Source organism: Alkalihalobacillus deserti, assembly GCF_020734105.1.
GTDB lineage: Bacteria > Bacillota > Bacilli > Bacillales > Bacillaceae_D > Halalkalibacter > Halalkalibacter deserti.
The window spans coordinates 121828-137157 of record NZ_JAJAFR010000008.1 but is presented as its reverse complement, the minus strand read 5'-3'; the positions used below and the strand labels follow the sequence as shown (position 1 = coordinate 137157).

Genomic DNA, 15330 nt, shown 5'->3' with positions numbered 1-15330 from the left:
AAAAATCCCCAAGCAAAAGGCTTGGGAGTGGGCAAACACAAGAAAAGGATACTGGCACATATCTAACAGCTTCATTCTACACACAACTATTCCAAATAAACTTCTTGAACGAGTTGGGTTGCTTAACCTAACCCGACTATATTCCTCAATATATTCTAAACACACTTAACTTATTGAACCGCCGTATACGGACCCGTACGTACGGTGGTGTGAGAGGTCGGGGGTTAATCACCCCCTCCTACTCGATTTTGCCTTTATAGTTTTGAAGTAGTAAACAGATTTGCATTTTACAATGGTTAACATTAGGATTCGTAGCAAATATCGATTATGCAAATGAAGGAATCAATTTTTTGTTGGAGGGTTATTTGGAGTAGAAGGTATTGAATTTGTATTTGAGATACAAGTACTTAGTATTATTATTTTTTTCATCTTTGTTTGCGGTTTTATATCAAAGTCAGCACAAGCATAGAGGCCTAAATTCAAGTGCGGAAGTTGAGTTGAATAAAAACAATTTATGTAAAATTAGAGACTAGCGGAGCTATTATAGGGCTTTAAAGCTAGCATTTAACTGTGAAAGTTGAGTTATATATATTTAAAATAATAAGTCAATTCTGAATATTGAATTGACATTAACCTTACTATGGACTAATATATAAATTAATTGCATACTAGCGGATGAATATTGTGGGAGAGACTAAACGCATTGTTTAGCACCGAAGGAGTAAGTCCCAAAAAATTGGGTATCAATCTCTCAGGTAAAAGGACCACAATAGGACGCGACTCTGGAGAGAGCCATGATCCACGAGCCACCGAAGGAGTTAAACTCTCAGGTAAAAGGACAGAGGAAAGATAGGAGAACACCTATCTTTCCTCTGTCCTTTTTATGCTGGGGGAAGATAGCACAAACGCAAAAAGGAGGATTGTGCTATGAAATCTATTAAGGAATGAGTCTTTCTTTTCGATTTTCCTGACTGCAACTTTTACCTTATTCATGATCAGATTGCAATAGTTTAATTGTATTACCTTTATCTTTTCAAAATATTTAGTATTTATTGTATTCAAAAATGTAAGCGCTTTTTTGTCGAATTACTGATAATATGTTTAATTTTCAATGAAAATTAGGCAGTGGGAAATCAGTGCAGGAACAAAAATTGGAGAGAGGCCTAAAAAGCAGGCACGTACAACTAATCGCTATTAGGGGGGCAATCGGAACGGGATTATTTCTTGGAGCAGGAAAATCTATTCATTTAGCAGGACCATCGATTTTATTTGCTTACATGATTACAGGCGTCATTTGCTTTTTAATCATGTAAGCATTTGAAGAATTACTCTTAAGCAATTTGGAATAGCATTCTTTTGTTGACTTTGTAAAGAGACTATTTAGGTAATATGGCAGCATTTATCACTGGTTGGACCTACTAGTTTTGCTGCTAATCGCATTAACAAATTGTTCTAACGAATCAAATTGACGAAAAAATGATTGGCTTTTTGTGTCGTTCATATATGAAAACTCCTTCTTCTCTATATAGGAAAATAGTATTTGTTCACAAAATACAAGTGAAGAGTTTACATTTTGTGTATTGACAAAAAAGCATATATCGTAATGTTAGAATAACACAGACGGTTTAATTGATTTTTATTGAAAGCCTTATCTATAGGGAGTGATGGTATGGGTATTTTAGAATTATTAGGAAACATCAATAACGTATTATGGGGTCCACCCAGTTTAATTTTATTATTTGGAACAGGCTTATTTTTAACGTTTGTTTTAAAAGGGTTGCAATTTCGTCGTCTCATCTATGCATTTAAAATTGGATTTGGGAAAGAAGATAGTAAGGATGCAGCTGCTGAAGGGGATGTAAGTCACTTTAAAGCGCTGATGACGGCACTTGCTGCGACCATTGGTAACGGAAATATTGCTGGTGTCGCAACAGCTATCACACTTGGTGGCCCTGGTGCCATTTTTTGGATGTGGATTGTTGGTTTACTAGGGATGGCTACAAAGTATGCAGAGGCATTGCTTGCTGTAAAATATCGTGTGAAGAATGACCAAGGTGAATATTCAAGTGGTCCGATGTATTACATCGAGCGCGGGCTTGGGAAAAAATATAAATTACTTGCGATTACCTTTGCCTTATTTGGTGCGTTTGCTGCTTTAGGTATCGGAAACAGTGTGCAGTCCAATACCATTGCTGATGTAACAAGTAATAGCTTTGGTATGGCAAACTGGATAACAGGCTTAATCTTAGTTGTACTTGTTAGTGTCATTATTTTTGGTGGGATCCAGCGTATTAGTACGGTTGCTAGTTTCTTTGTTCCAATTATGGCGTTTCTTTACATAGGTGGAGCAATCTTAATTCTTATATTAAATTACGATATGATCATCCCAGCTTTTGAATTAATTTTTCACTATGCCTTTAATCCTATAGCGGCAGCCGGTGGTTTCCTAGGGGTTGTTGTATCTGAGGCCATTCGTAACGGAGTCGCTCGTGGTATCTTCTCAAATGAGGCAGGTCTTGGTACAGCAGCATTAATAGCTGGTAATGCACGTGCTGACCACCCTGTTAAACAAGCACTCGTAGCAATGACTGGTACATTTATCGTAACGATTATTGTATGTACGATGACTGGTTTAACGCTTCTCATTACAGGTTTCTGGGATCCATCTGGTGGGATACTTTCTGGCGTAACTCATGACGCAACACTTGAAGGTGGTGCATTAACGAGTGCAGCGTTTGCCTCTGTTCTTGGTGTAGTTGGTGAGTATATTGTTTCATTATCGGTCATTTTCTTCGGCTTTTCAACGATTGTTGGTTGGTATGTATATGGAGAAAAATGCTTTGAGTATCTAGCTGGCTCTAAAGGAATTGCAGGTTACCGCTTTGTTTACATCGCCGCTTGTGGTGTTGGTACAGTTGCAAATCTTGCAACAGTCTGGGCGTTTGCTGATATGGCCAATGCTTTGATGATGATTCCAAACTTAATTGCACTTCTCCTTCTTTGGAAAGTCGTCGTAGCTGAGACAAATGATTACTTCACTAATTTTTATGAAAATGCGAAAATCGCAGGTTCTGTAGAGAAAAAAGTTAGTTAATACGAAAGAAGGTTCTGCTATTTTAGGCAGAACCTTTTTATTTGGGATATAACTCAATTGTATACTTTAGGTAGTCACCTTAAGTATTGATATGTCGTACGAGCGCGAAGAAGAAGCTTTTCGTGAAGATTAATATACTCCAGACTCAACATAAAACAATTGAAGTTAAGGAACAGAAAGAAGAATGAATGATCAGCCGTCTTCGTCTCCGTTTCTCTTACTTATAAGGGAATGCCATACAGTAAGGATGGACGCTAGATATAAAATTAACGTATAGACAGTGCCTAGAAAACATCATTAAGCTCAGTATTTGAATAGATGGAAATTAAAACAACGGTTTTCCATCCACAATATTTTTAACGAAATGCGGTACACTTGCGTTCCAACTGAAGGAATCGCCTTCTTCAATGATCACCGAGCCTTCACCCTGTTCTGCAAGGATTTTTCCCTCCAAGACTAAATGACATTTCTAGCCTTCATGGGCATTGGCTTCTCCCATTGAAGCACTGGGGGAAATTCAACTAGCATCATTGGTAATCAGCCTTTAGACGTTAAATGCTCTATTTTCAAGTTATTAAAAGTAGAGTGAGTTCGATCATCCTTCCTAACAACTGGATGACCATAATGTGACATTCACAAAATAAGAATTTTAAAAAAGATACTGTTAACGTTTACAAAAAATCTTGACATTTTTCATTCTACCAATTATTCTAAAGATAACAAAAATTCAATATGAGCGGATGACGGTTGTGGGAGAGTGCAATGCGACAAGCCACCGAAGGAGCAAGTTCCAAAAAGACCCTTGGAACAAATCTCTCAGGTAGATGGAACCACAACCGGACGCACCTCTGGAGAGCACGTTTATAATACGTCACCAAAGGGGAAGACTCTATCGATCGTAGATAGAGTTAAACTCTCAGGTAAAAAGGACAGAGAAGGGAATGTTACCCTTCTCTGTCCTTTTTTGTTTGGACAAAAGGGTAACATAGCAAGGTTTTACTATCTTTTTCTTGAGAAAGAAATACGATAGGGAAACATATGTTGCTAGATAAAGCTAAAGGAAGTCTGAACAAAATTAAGAGGAGGCATATGAATGAGTTTACAAAAAAATGATTCAACTATTTTTGAAGCAATCGAGAAGGAGAAAGATCGCCAGCATCAAACACTTGAGTTGATCGCATCAGAAAACTTTGTAAGCCAGGACGTATTAGAGGCAATGGGAAGCGTGATGACAAATAAATATGCAGAAGGTTATCCGGGGAAGCGTTACTACGGTGGATGCGAATTTGTCGATGTGGCGGAACAAACAGCTATTGATCGCTTAACCAAGCTGTTTGGTGCCAAATATGCAAATGTTCAACCTCACTCAGGTGCACAAGCAAATCTCGCTGTTTTTTACGCGCTGCTTCAGCCTGGTGATAAAGTGATGGGGATGAACCTTTCACATGGCGGCCACTTAACCCATGGAAGCCCTGTCAGTATTTCAGGAAAATGGTTTGAGATTGTGTCCTATGGCGTGAGAGAAGATACTCACTTGATTGATTACGATGAGTTGGAAGAAATCGCGAAAAAAGAAAAACCAAAATTGATTATTGCAGGGGCAAGTGCCTATCCAAGAACAATTGATTTTGCACGCTTTAAGGAAATTGCAGATCAAGTTGGAGCAAAACTGATGGTGGATATGGCACATATTGCTGGGCTTGTGGCGGCAGGCCTTCATCCATCACCGATACCGTATGCGGACGTTGTGACAAGCACTACACATAAAACATTACGTGGACCGCGCGGCGGTATCGTTTTAACAAACGATGACGAAATCATTAAAGCGATCAACAAAGCTATTTTCCCAGGCATTCAAGGGGGACCGTTGATGCATATCATTGCTGCCAAAGCGATTTCCTTTCAAGAAGCATTACAGCCAAGCTTTAAGGTCTATGCCAAACAAATTATCGAAAATGCAGCGATACTTGGTGAAGAATTAAAGAAATACGGTGCAACCTTGGTTTCTGGTGGCACAGATAACCATATTGTACTGCTGGATGTACGCTCCTGGGACTTAACAGGTAAAGAAGCAGAGAAGCTTCTTGAAGAAGCCGGTATTACCGTCAACAAAAATACGATTCCGTATGATCCTCAAAGTCCGTTTGTGACAAGCGGAATTCGCATGGGAACAGCGGCGTTAACAACACGTGGGATGAAAAAGGAAGAAATGGTGCAGATCGCGAAAGTCATCGCAGATGTTTTGGAGAGCAAAGGAGAATTAGCTGTTTTAGAAAAGGCAAAAGAAACAACAAAAGCCATTTGTGGTATGTATCCACTGTTTGAACAGCCATTAACTGTGTAAGAAAAGGGGTGTCATGATGGAATTTCAAAGTTGTTTTGACATTATCGGTCCTATCATGGTAGGGCCGTCAAGTTCTCATACAGCTGGTGTTGTATCGATTGGAAAATTCATTCATGAATTGGTAGGCGGGCGTCCAGAAAAGGCAACTATTATTTTCTACGATTCTTTTTCCGAAACATATCAAGGCCATGGAACAGATAAAGCCCTTCTTGGCGGATTGCTTGGAATGGATACAGATGATTCCCGGATTAAATTAGCGATCGAGCTGACTACACAATATGGACTATACTACGAATTTCAGTTTGAAGATAGTTGTCCGTATTATGACCATCCGAATACAACGATTGTTACAGCGAAACGCGGGAATTGTGAAGTGAAAGTAGGTGGTGCATCACTTGGCGGCGGTTTATCTAAAATTTTTATGATTGGTGATGAAAAATTTGATATTCGTTTAAGCACAAGTGATGACTTTTCGACAATTGCAACTCGCTACCGTCCATATGTAAAAGAAGCGGTGTTGAAGGGTTTATGATGGAAGTTCAGTCTATGAACGAGCTTATAGAGATTTGTACACGTGAACAGAAAACAATCGGTGAAATCATGCTAATGATGGAAGTAGAGAAATCGGGAAAAGATGAAGAGACGATCATCAGCATGATGGAAGAGCGATTGATCAAAATGAAGAATGCAGTTGATAGCGGCACAAAAGATGGTTCAACAGCACCAAGTGGCATCTCTGGTGGTGATGCTGTAAAAATGAATGATTACGTTAAGAAAGGTAAAGCTCTAACAGGAAATTATATAAGCGATGCAATGACATACTCATTGGCAACTTCTGAAAGTAATGCACGGATGGGAGTCATTGTGGCAACTCCAACTGCTGGAGCAGCCGGTATTTTGCCTGGTGTATTGTTTTCATTGCATAAAAATGATGGGACCTCCTATAAAGACTTAGTCATGGGCTTATTTACGGCCAGTATGCTTGGTTATGTGATTGCGAATCGTTCCTTTATTTCAGGTGCAGCAGGAGGCTGTCAAGCAGAAGTAGGATCTGCAACGGCCATGGCAGCAGGAACGATTGTTGAATTAAAAGGTGGGACACCTGAACAAGCGGTAAATGCAACGGCAATTGCCATGAAATCACTTTTAGGTTTAGTTTGTGATCCGGTTGCAGGTCTTGTTGAAGTGCCCTGTATTAAACGAAATGTAATTGGAACATCAATCGCATTTTCAGCGGCCGACTTATCTCTTGCTGGTGTGGAAAGTCGCATTCCATGTGATGAAGTCATTGAGGCCATGTACAAGATTGGAAAAGAAATGCCTCGAACACTTAGAGAAACAGCACTTGGGGGTCTTGCGATGACCGAAACAGGTAAAAAGGTAAAAGAACAATTATTTCGTAAGAGATCTTAATCGGAGGTTATCAATGAGTACAGAAACAGTATTAAAGCGAACACCGCTTTTTGAAGCATATAAAAAATACGGCGCAAAGGTCATTGATTTTGGGGGTTGGGAACTTCCGGTACAGTTTTCAAGCATTTTAGCAGAGCATGAGGCTGTCCGAAAGGAAGCAGGACTCTTTGATGTCTCTCATATGGGGGAAGTGCTCGTTGAAGGGAAAGATGCAGAAAGCTATATTAACTACCTTGTAACAAACGATGTAACAAAGATTGGGATTAATCAAGCACAATATACAGCGATGTGTTATCCGGACGGTGGAACAGTCGATGACTTGCTTGTTTACAAGTTGGAGAATGAAAAATATCTGCTCGTGATTAACGCGGCAAACATTGAAAAAGATTACGAGTGGATGGAACAGCATGTAAAAGGAGATGTGACACTTCAAAATATTTCAGGTAACATTGCGCAGCTTGCCATCCAAGGTCCAAAGGCAGAAGTCATTTTGCAAAAGTTAACGGAAACAGACTTATCAGAAATAGGTTTTTTCCACTTTTCTCAACATGTCAATTTGGATGGGGTTACAGACGTTCTCGTATCCCGCACAGGTTACACAGGAGAGGACGGCTTTGAACTTTATTTAGCGACGGATAAGGCGGAAGCACTTTGGGGGAAGCTTCTAGAAGCTGGAAAGGAAGATGGATTAAAACCATGTGGACTTGGTGCGCGTGACACTCTTCGTTTTGAAGCACGTCTTGCCCTGTATGGCCAAGAGCTCACCAACGAAATCAGCCCACTTGAAGCCGGAATTGGATTTGCCGTCAAAACGAACAAAGAAAGCAATTTTATTGGCAAAGACATCCTTAAAGCTCAAAAAGAAGAAGGATTAAAACGAAAATTAGTAGGGATTGAAGTAACAGGAAGGGGCATTCCCCGTAACGGTTACAAAGTGTTTTCAGCGGGTGAAGAGGAAATTGGCTTTATTACATCTGGTACCCATTCTCCTTCTTTAAAGAAAAGCTTAGGGCTTGCGTTGGTATCGGCAGAACATGCTGAAATGGGAAAGCAGCTAAAAGTTGAAGTCCGTAATAAAAAGATTGACGCCGTTGTTGTCAGATCACCGTTCTATAAAAAAGGTTCATAAAAATTTTCATATATTAATAGAGAACATCTTAATAGAAATGGGTGATGTTGGATCACCTTACATACAGGTAATAAATCGGCAAGTATGTTACGGCCCATACACCCTAAATTGTTTAAAATCATAAAAATATTATCGATTGAAAGGAAGAAAAAACAATGACAAAAGCGACAGCAAATTTACTATACAGCAAGGAACATGAGTGGGTATTACAATTAGAAGGAAATAAAGTACGAGTTGGAATTACTAGTTATGCACAAAAAGCGTTAGGAGATATCGTGTTTGTTGAAACTCCGGAAGTTGATGATGAAGTAACAGCAGATGACACGATGGGAACGATCGAATCTGTTAAAGCGGTTTCAGAACTTTTTTCACCTGTATCAGGTACAGTAGTAAGTGTAAATGAGGTTTTAGAAGATGCTCCTGAGACCATTAACGAAAATCCATATGACGTAGGTTGGCTAGTAGAAGTAGAGGTGTCAAATACTGAATATTTAGAATTGCTTCTAAATGAAGATGAGTACCAAGCATTTATTAGTGAAGGAGAGGAATAGAATGACCAATACTTACAGATACCTTCCTGACACGAAACAAGACCAAGAGGAAATGCTCTCTTTTTTAAATGTAAATTCTATAGATGATTTATTTAAAGACATCCCAGCTGACATTCGTTTAGATGGTGAGCTAAACATTCCGAAAGCAGTACCTGAGCCACTTCTTTTGAAAAAAATGCAACAGCTTTCTTCACAAAATAAAAATGCCAATAACTACTCGATTTTTCTAGGTGCGGGCACCTATGATCACTACATTCCAAGTGTGGTCGATCATATGATTTCAAGGTCAGAATTTTACACGGCATATACACCATATCAACCAGAAATCAGCCAAGGTGAGTTACAAGCTATTTTTGAATTTCAAACCATGGTTTGTGAATTGACAGGAATGGATGTGGCCAATTCTTCCATGTACGATGGTTTTACATCACTTGCAGAAGCTGCGTCACTTGCCGTTGCTGCAACAAAACGCTCAAAAGTGCTTATATCTAAGGCGGTTCATCCTGAATCCCGTGCGATTATAAATCCGGTTTCAACAGGTCAAGGGTACACTGTTGAAGAAGTAGATCTTGCTACTGATGCTACAGATTTAGCGAAATTGCAGGAACAAATTGGTAAGGATACTGCAGCAGTAATCGTTCAATACCCGAACTTCTTCGGTTCGATTGAAGATTTAGCAGAATTGAAGAAGATTGCAGAAGCAAACGGAGCGCTGTTAATTGTAAGTGCAAATCCACTTGCACTAGCGCTGTTACAATCCCCAGGTAAACTTGGAGCAGATATTGTGGTCGGTGATATGCAGCCACTAGGAATACCAATGTCCTTTGGTGGTCCGCACTGTGGATATTTTGCAGTTAGTAAAAAATTCATGCGTAAAATACCAGGACGTATTGTTGGACAAACAACTGATGAGCAAGGAAAACGTGGATTTGTGTTAACCTTGCAAGCCCGTGAACAACATATTCGCCGTGATAAAGCGACATCAAATATTTGTTCAAATCAGGCATTAAATGCTCTTGCTTCTTCGATTTGTATGACAGCACTTGGAAATCAAGGAGTTCGTCATATGGCACAGCTGAATATTGAGAAGGCTGATTACATGGCAAAACGTTTACAAGAAAAAGGATTTAAAATTAAGAATCAATCACCATTCTTTAATGAATTTGTTGTGGAGCTTCCTCGTCCGGTTAAAGAAGTCAATGAAAAAGCCCTTAAAGCTGGAATCATCGGTGGGTATGACTTAGGAATTGATTATGGCTTTGATAACCAAATGTTAATCGCCGTAACAGAACAACGATCAAAAGAAGAGATTGACCAATTTGTAAAAGTATTGGAGGAAGTTGTAAATGGTTGAATATAATGATCTAATTTTTGAAATCAGTCGCCCAGGCCGTGTCGGTTCAAGCCTTCCGGAAAGTGATGTTGACACAGTTAATTTAGAAGATAAACTTCCAAAGCATTTGATCCGTGATCAAGCAGCAGAGCTTCCGGAAGTATCAGAACTTCAGCTTGTGCGCCATTATACTGCGCTTTCTAACAAGAACCATGGGATTGATAATGGATTTTATCCACTTGGCTCTTGTACGATGAAATATAATCCGAAAATTAACGAAGATGTAGCTCGTTTAGATGGCTTTAGCCGTATTCATCCCTATCAGCCAGAAGAAACGGTTCAAGGAGCATTAGAGCTTTTATATAATTTACAAGAAGAGTTAGCGGTTATCACAGGTATGGATGCGGTAACGTTACAGCCTTCTGCAGGGGCTCAAGGAGAATGGACCGGTTTAATGATGGTTAAATCCTACCTTGAGCAAAAAGGAGAAAAAAGAACAACGGTACTTGTTCCGGATTCAGCTCACGGTACAAACCCTGCCAGTGCAACCGTTGCAGGGTTCAAAACGGTCACGATTCCATCCAATGAGGATGGTCTAGTCGACTTAGAGGAATTAAAGAAGCATGTTGATAGTGATACAGCCGCATTGATGCTAACAAACCCTAATACACTAGGATTGTTTGAAAAAGAAATTGTGGAAATTGCAAATGTGATCCATGAAGCAGGCGGATTACTGTACTATGATGGTGCAAATTCAAATGCGATTTTAGGGAAAACAACACCTGGAATAATGGGCTTTGACATCGTGCATTTAAATCTTCATAAGACGTTTACTGGGCCACATGGAGGCGGTGGTCCTGGAGCTGGTCCAGTAGGTGTAAATGAGAAACTTATTCCATACCTACCAGTACCTCGGGTTGAAAAAGACGGTGACAAATATGTATTAAACTCTAACCACCCACTTTCAATCGGTCGTGTAAAAGGATATTATGGGAACTTCGGTATTTTGGTTCGTGCGTACACTTACATTCGTACGATGGGACCTGTTGGATTACGTCAAGTATCTGAGAGTGCAGTTCTTCATGCGAATTACCTTCGTAAAAAGCTTGAGCCGTATTTTGATGCACCGTATTCACAAATTTGTAAGCATGAATTTGTTTTATCTGGGTCAAGACAGAAAAAACTTGGCGTTAGAACACTCGATATGGCAAAACGTCTGCTTGATTTTGGCTACCATCCACCGACGATCTACTTCCCGTTAAATGTAGAGGAGTGTTTGATGATTGAGCCGACCGAAACAGAGTCAAAAGAAACCTTGGATGCCTTTGCAGATGTGATGATTCAAATTGCGAAAGAAGTGGAAGAAAATCCAGCTATCGTAGTAGAGGCACCGCATACAACGGTCATTGGCCGATTAGATGAAGTACAAGCAGCAAGACAACCAATCTTGCGTTATACAAAAGAGGAAGCGGTAGAGAGAGAAACCGTAAAGTCTTAAACGAATGATTGAACATGAACCACTGGGAATGAAGTTAAAAGAGAAAATAAATCTCTCACAATGTCATTCTTGGTGGTTTAAAATAACTAAAAGCATCCTGACTGTTCATAGGAGTGAAAGATATGTCTATTGATTATGTTCGCAAGCCAGAATGGCTAAAAATAAAATTAAATACGAATGAACAATATACGGGCTTAAAAAAAATGATGCGTGAAAAAAAGCTTCATACGGTTTGTGAAGAAGCGAAATGCCCAAACATTCATGAATGCTGGGCTGTACGTAAAACGGCAACCTTTATGATTTTAGGAAGTGTATGCACTCGTGCCTGCCGATTCTGTGCGGTTCAAACAGGGCTTCCAACAGAGCTTGATTGGGAAGAGCCAGAACGTGTTGCTGAATCAGTGGAGCAAATGGGCTTAAAGCATGTCGTGATTACTGCCGTTGCTCGTGATGATCTAAAAGACGGAGGGGCTGGAGTTTTTGCGGAGACGGTACGGGCAGTGAGACGCCGCAATCCGTATTGCAGCATTGAAGTCCTTCCATCCGATATGAATGGGGAATATAACAACTTAAAAACATTAATGGATGCAAGGCCAGATATTTTAAATCACAACATTGAAACCGTAAGACGTTTATCACTGAAAGTTCGTGCACGTGCAACATACGAACGTTCACTTGAGTTTTTGAGACTCGCAAAACAAATGAATTCCAATATTCCAACGAAATCAAGCATTATGATTGGTCTTGGTGAAACAAAAGAAGAAATTATAGAAACGATAGATGATCTTCGTGCTAACGATGTCGACATTATGACAATAGGTCAATATTTACAGCCAACCAAACGTCATTTGAAAGTCCAAAAATATTGGAGTCCACAGGAATTTGCCGAACTGAAAAAAATTGCATTGTTAAAAGGATTTAGTCACTGTGAAGCAGGTCCGCTCGTTCGCTCTTCCTATCATGCTGATGAACAGGTTCAGGCAGTAAAAGCGAGCGTGTAATCATGAAAGGTAGAACGTTGGCGAGAAGGAGAGATTCGATGGTTATTACACTAACAGAGGTGGCATTGAACAGGCTAAAAGTAATGGAGTTGAAGGAAGAACAATCGCCTCGGATTGACGCCGATGTAGCTGGTGGATGTGGGATGTCTGTCAAGTTTACGCTTGTTTTTGACGAACCGCGACGAAACGATACGGTTATTGAACATCAAGGAATTCAAATTCGAATGGATCGTTTTACAAAACGCTATTTGGGTGATGAGACGCAAATTGATTATACGGATCAACACGGATTTTTAGTTGGAGAAAGCTTTGCATCAAGTGCATGTGCAATTGAAATAGATTAATGGAAGGAAGGTAAGATGAAGTTGAAGCTCGTGTACTAGAAGCATGGATGTCGACTACATTTGATGAGAGTGAACTGACTCTGGCAAATGAGGAGTTTCATTTAAATAAAAATACATTTACGGTTCCAATCGTTTGTGGGTGTCGCGATCTTGGAGAAGCATCTCGTCGTATTGCTGAAGACCTGCCATGCTTCGTACAAAAGGTGAACCAAGTAGAAAATCGCATGCAAGAACGAGGTTGGTAGGATATAAATAGACTAAGAAGAGTTCAAGAGGTTCTCTTTTCATTATACCCGAGTCTTTTTATCGTTATTGTCGGAAATATAAACCTTCTTTCCAAAGGCTGTGTGAAGAATAGTGTTGATTTGGTTGTTAGAGTGACAAAAAAATGGATGATGAAAAAATTGTATTCATTTTATGAAGTTTGCTTAGAGTTTCTACATGAAAAAAGTGCAATAAATGGTAGAAAGGAAAAAGGTCAATGATTTTGAAAAATGCACTAGATTTAAAAAAGAGCATAAAAGACTATCGACAGGGTATGTACGAATTGGCAAGGAATAAAGACATTTCTGATCCAGATGTAATAAAAATCAGCAAACAATTAGATAGGGAAATGATCATGTTGCAAAAAATGATAGATACAATTCATCCTTTACAAACAGGAACGTCTCGCTATCAGAATGACAAACATGATTAAAGAATAAATTGTGGAACCAACAACTCGTCGCTTTCAAACCTAGTGAAGTGTTCAAAATGACTTTCGAAAAGGGTGAATAAGAATCATTCTCTACTTATATTTTATTTAATCTAGTAAACCATCTTTTTTTGTAAGTGATTATTGTAAATGAAAAGTGAGGTCTTTAAAAAGTCTTACAGAGTCTGTTCAAAAAGGGAGGTTTTTTCCCTTTTTGAACAGACTCGAAGAAATAAGCGTAGTCGCTACATCTTTAAAAGTCTTACTATGAGTGGGTTTCTCATAGTAAGACGAGTTGCGAACGGAGCCATTGCAAGTCTTATAGAGCACCTTTTTGAACACGCTCTTACAGTAAACTTTTTAATTCGTAAGGTCTAATCTCTGTGCATGGAAATGTTAGGGAAAATTTTCAAGACGAAGAAGGCCATCACACGTTTTTTACTACCCTTTTTCTGTATTCTATGTTTTTCAAATTAAACACAAAAGGAGAGTCATAAATTGATAAAAGAATATGATGTTGTCATTATTGGTGGCGGAACGGGCGGATATGTTGCTGCTATTCGTGCATCTCAATTAGGTTTAAAAGCTGCAATAGTTGAAAAAGGAAAGATCGGTGGAACATGCCTTCATGCTGGTTGTATCCCGAGTAAGGCATTATTAAGAAGTGCAGAAGTGTATGCTAATACAAAAAATGCAGAAGAGTTTGGTGTCATTGCCCCTGAAGTTGGACTTGATTTCTCAAAAGTACAGGCTCGGAAAGAAGAAATTACGACTCGCTTATTTAAAGGGGTTCAACATTTAATGAAAAAAGGAAAAATTGATGTTTTTGAGGGTAAAGGAAGTATTTTAGAGTCTAGAAATGTTTTAGTGGAAATGAACAATGAAGAACGGGAAATCATACTAAACTCCCCAAATATTTTAATTGCAACAGGTTCCCGTCCAAGAACACTCCCCGGCCTAGAAGCGGATGGGCAATATGTGATGACATCAGATGAAGCACTGCAAATGGAAGAGCTACCAGATTCTATTATCATTGTTGGCGGCGGTGTCATTGGAATCGAATGGGCATCGATGCTCGTTGACTTCGGATTACAAGTAACAGTGATTGAATATGCAGATCGTATTTTACCGACAGAAGATAAAGATGTTTCAAAGGAAGTACAGCGTTTAATGAAGAAAAAGGGTGTTAAAATCGTAACAGGGGCAAAGGTACTTCCAGAAACGTTAGAAAAAGGTGAGTGTGTTTCGATTAAGGCGGAGCATAAAGGGAAAGAAACGTCATTTTCAGCAGAAAAACTATTAGTATCCGTCGGGCGATTACCAAACGTAGAAGGCGTTGGCCTTAACAATACTACGATTGAAATGGAGCGCGGTTTTATTCAAACAAATGAGTATTATCAAACAAATGAATTACACATTTATGCAATCGGTGATGTGATTGGCGGATTGCAGCTTGCTCATGTTGCCTCACATGAAGGAATCATCGCAATTGAACATATTGCAGGTGAAAATCCTACACCACTTGACTCGACTCTTGTTTCAAAATGTGTATACAGCAGTCCGGAAGTGGCGAGTGTTGGATTAACAGAAGGTGAGGCAAAGGATAAAGGTTATAAAGTAAAGACAGGGAAATTTTCCTTCCGTGCAATAGGAAAGGCTCTTGTTTTTGGTGAATCAGATGGTTTTGTCAAACTTGTTGTTGAAGAAGAGTCTAATAAGCTGTTAGGAGCGCATATGGTTGGACCGCATGTAACCGATATGATTACCGAAACAGGTCTTGCTCGAGTATTAAATGCAACGGCTATGGATATTGCTCATACAATTCACCCCCATCCAACATTATCAGAAGCAATTGGTGAAGCAGCACTAGCAGTATATGGCAAGGAAATTCATGCTTAGTGAGAAGAATTTAGGATATTGGAACTCCAT

13 protein-coding genes, 2 pseudogenes and 3 riboswitches are annotated in these 15330 nt (G+C 39.4%); of the genes and pseudogenes, 14 read left to right on the top strand and 1 reads right to left on the bottom strand.

The features are described from left to right. Positions 1-675: 675 nt before the first annotated feature. Positions 676-777, top strand: a riboswitch (glycine riboswitch). Positions 778-780: 3 nt separating this feature from the next. Beyond that, positions 781-844, top strand: a riboswitch (glycine riboswitch). A 292-nt stretch (positions 845-1136) separates the two neighbouring features. After that, a pseudogene (locus LDX58_RS15965) lies at positions 1137-1419 on the top strand (amino acid permease); the annotation flags it as partial. A gap of 250 nt (positions 1420-1669) precedes the next feature. Continuing rightward, entirely contained in the window at positions 1670-3094 is a 1425-nt protein-coding gene (locus LDX58_RS15960) for an alanine/glycine:cation symporter family protein (RefSeq protein ID WP_227937812.1), read from the top strand. A 325-nt stretch (positions 3095-3419) separates the two neighbouring features. Here the strand turns inward: LDX58_RS15960 and LDX58_RS26770 are convergent, their stop codons facing one another. Beyond that, positions 3420-3509, bottom strand: a complete 90-nt coding sequence (locus LDX58_RS26770) for a cupin domain-containing protein (protein ID WP_372459216.1) — start codon at positions 3507-3509, stop codon at positions 3420-3422. A 325-nt stretch (positions 3510-3834) separates the two neighbouring features. Further along, positions 3835-3937: riboswitch (glycine riboswitch) on the top strand. 250 nt (positions 3938-4187) lie between these two features. On the opposite strand from LDX58_RS26770, the gene glyA reads away from it, so the two are divergent. From glyA to lpdA, 12 genes and pseudogenes are all read left to right on the top strand, one after another. Further along, positions 4188-5438 (top strand): serine hydroxymethyltransferase, encoded by a 1251-nt coding sequence (gene glyA / locus LDX58_RS15950; protein ID WP_227937811.1) that lies wholly within the window; start codon positions 4188-4190, stop codon positions 5436-5438. 16 nt (positions 5439-5454) lie between these two features. Next, positions 5455-5970, top strand: coding sequence for a serine dehydratase beta chain (locus LDX58_RS15945; protein WP_227937810.1), 516 nt, complete (start codon positions 5455-5457; stop codon positions 5968-5970). Continuing rightward, positions 5970-6851 carry an L-serine ammonia-lyase, iron-sulfur-dependent, subunit alpha gene (gene sdaAA, locus LDX58_RS15940; protein ID WP_227937809.1) on the top strand — a complete coding sequence of 294 codons (882 nt, stop codon included), beginning with the start codon at positions 5970-5972 and terminating at the stop codon, positions 6849-6851. The genes LDX58_RS15945 and sdaAA overlap by 1 nt, the downstream gene beginning before the upstream one ends. A 13-nt stretch (positions 6852-6864) precedes the next feature. After that, positions 6865-7980 carry a glycine cleavage system aminomethyltransferase GcvT gene (gene gcvT, locus LDX58_RS15935; RefSeq protein WP_227937808.1) on the top strand — a complete coding sequence of 372 codons (1116 nt, stop codon included), beginning with the start codon at positions 6865-6867 and terminating at the stop codon, positions 7978-7980. A gap of 155 nt (positions 7981-8135) precedes the next feature. Continuing rightward, entirely contained in the window at positions 8136-8531 is a 396-nt protein-coding gene (gcvH, locus tag LDX58_RS15930; RefSeq protein WP_227937807.1) for a glycine cleavage system protein GcvH, read from the top strand. A gap of 1 nt (position 8532) precedes the next feature. Further along, a complete protein-coding gene (gcvPA, locus tag LDX58_RS15925) occupies positions 8533-9885 on the top strand; it encodes an aminomethyl-transferring glycine dehydrogenase subunit GcvPA (RefSeq protein ID WP_227937806.1) in 1353 nt (450 codons plus the stop codon). Then, positions 9878-11362 (top strand): aminomethyl-transferring glycine dehydrogenase subunit GcvPB, encoded by a 1485-nt coding sequence (gcvPB, locus tag LDX58_RS15920; protein ID WP_227937805.1) that lies wholly within the window; start codon positions 9878-9880, stop codon positions 11360-11362. Before gcvPA ends, gcvPB begins: the two co-directional genes overlap by 8 nt. A gap of 122 nt (positions 11363-11484) precedes the next feature. Then, positions 11485-12363 (top strand): lipoyl synthase, encoded by an 879-nt coding sequence (gene lipA, locus LDX58_RS15915; protein ID WP_227937804.1) that lies wholly within the window; start codon positions 11485-11487, stop codon positions 12361-12363. Positions 12364-12401: 38 nt separating this feature from the next. After that, a complete protein-coding gene (locus LDX58_RS15910; protein WP_227937803.1) occupies positions 12402-12707 on the top strand; it encodes an iron-sulfur cluster biosynthesis family protein in 306 nt (101 codons plus the stop codon). A gap of 20 nt (positions 12708-12727) precedes the next feature. After that, a pseudogene (locus tag LDX58_RS15905) lies at positions 12728-12918 on the top strand (pyridoxal 5'-phosphate synthase lyase subunit PdxS); the annotation flags it as partial. A 270-nt stretch (positions 12919-13188) separates the two neighbouring features. Next, the gene (locus LDX58_RS15900) at positions 13189-13404 is read left to right on the top strand and encodes an aspartyl-phosphate phosphatase Spo0E family protein (protein WP_227937802.1); all 216 of its coding nucleotides are present in this window, start codon (positions 13189-13191) and stop codon (positions 13402-13404) included. A 495-nt stretch (positions 13405-13899) separates the two neighbouring features. Continuing rightward, on the top strand, positions 13900-15300 hold the full coding sequence (gene lpdA / locus LDX58_RS15895) for a dihydrolipoyl dehydrogenase (protein ID WP_227937801.1): 1401 nt from the start codon (positions 13900-13902) through the stop codon (positions 15298-15300). Positions 15301-15330 lie beyond the last annotated feature (30 nt).

What these genes read in the sequence shown, in the direction of transcription:
- LDX58_RS15960 (WP_227937812.1), top strand. Translation starts at nt 1,670, where the DNA reads ATGGGTATTTTAGAATTATTAGGAAACATCAATAACGTATTATGGGGT.
- glyA (WP_227937811.1), top strand. Translation starts at nt 4,188, where the DNA reads ATGAGTTTACAAAAAAATGATTCAACTATTTTTGAAGCAATCGAGAAG.
- LDX58_RS15945 (WP_227937810.1), top strand. Translation starts at nt 5,455, where the DNA reads ATGGAATTTCAAAGTTGTTTTGACATTATCGGTCCTATCATGGTAGGG.
- sdaAA (WP_227937809.1), top strand. Translation starts at nt 5,970, where the DNA reads ATGGAAGTTCAGTCTATGAACGAGCTTATAGAGATTTGTACACGTGAA.
- gcvT (WP_227937808.1), top strand. Translation starts at nt 6,865, where the DNA reads ATGAGTACAGAAACAGTATTAAAGCGAACACCGCTTTTTGAAGCATAT.
- gcvH (WP_227937807.1), top strand. Translation starts at nt 8,136, where the DNA reads ATGACAAAAGCGACAGCAAATTTACTATACAGCAAGGAACATGAGTGG.
- gcvPA (WP_227937806.1), top strand. Translation starts at nt 8,533, where the DNA reads ATGACCAATACTTACAGATACCTTCCTGACACGAAACAAGACCAAGAG.
- gcvPB (WP_227937805.1), top strand. Translation starts at nt 9,878, where the DNA reads ATGGTTGAATATAATGATCTAATTTTTGAAATCAGTCGCCCAGGCCGT.
- lipA (WP_227937804.1), top strand. Translation starts at nt 11,485, where the DNA reads ATGTCTATTGATTATGTTCGCAAGCCAGAATGGCTAAAAATAAAATTA.
- LDX58_RS15910 (WP_227937803.1), top strand. Translation starts at nt 12,402, where the DNA reads ATGGTTATTACACTAACAGAGGTGGCATTGAACAGGCTAAAAGTAATG.
- LDX58_RS15900 (WP_227937802.1), top strand. Translation starts at nt 13,189, where the DNA reads ATGATTTTGAAAAATGCACTAGATTTAAAAAAGAGCATAAAAGACTAT.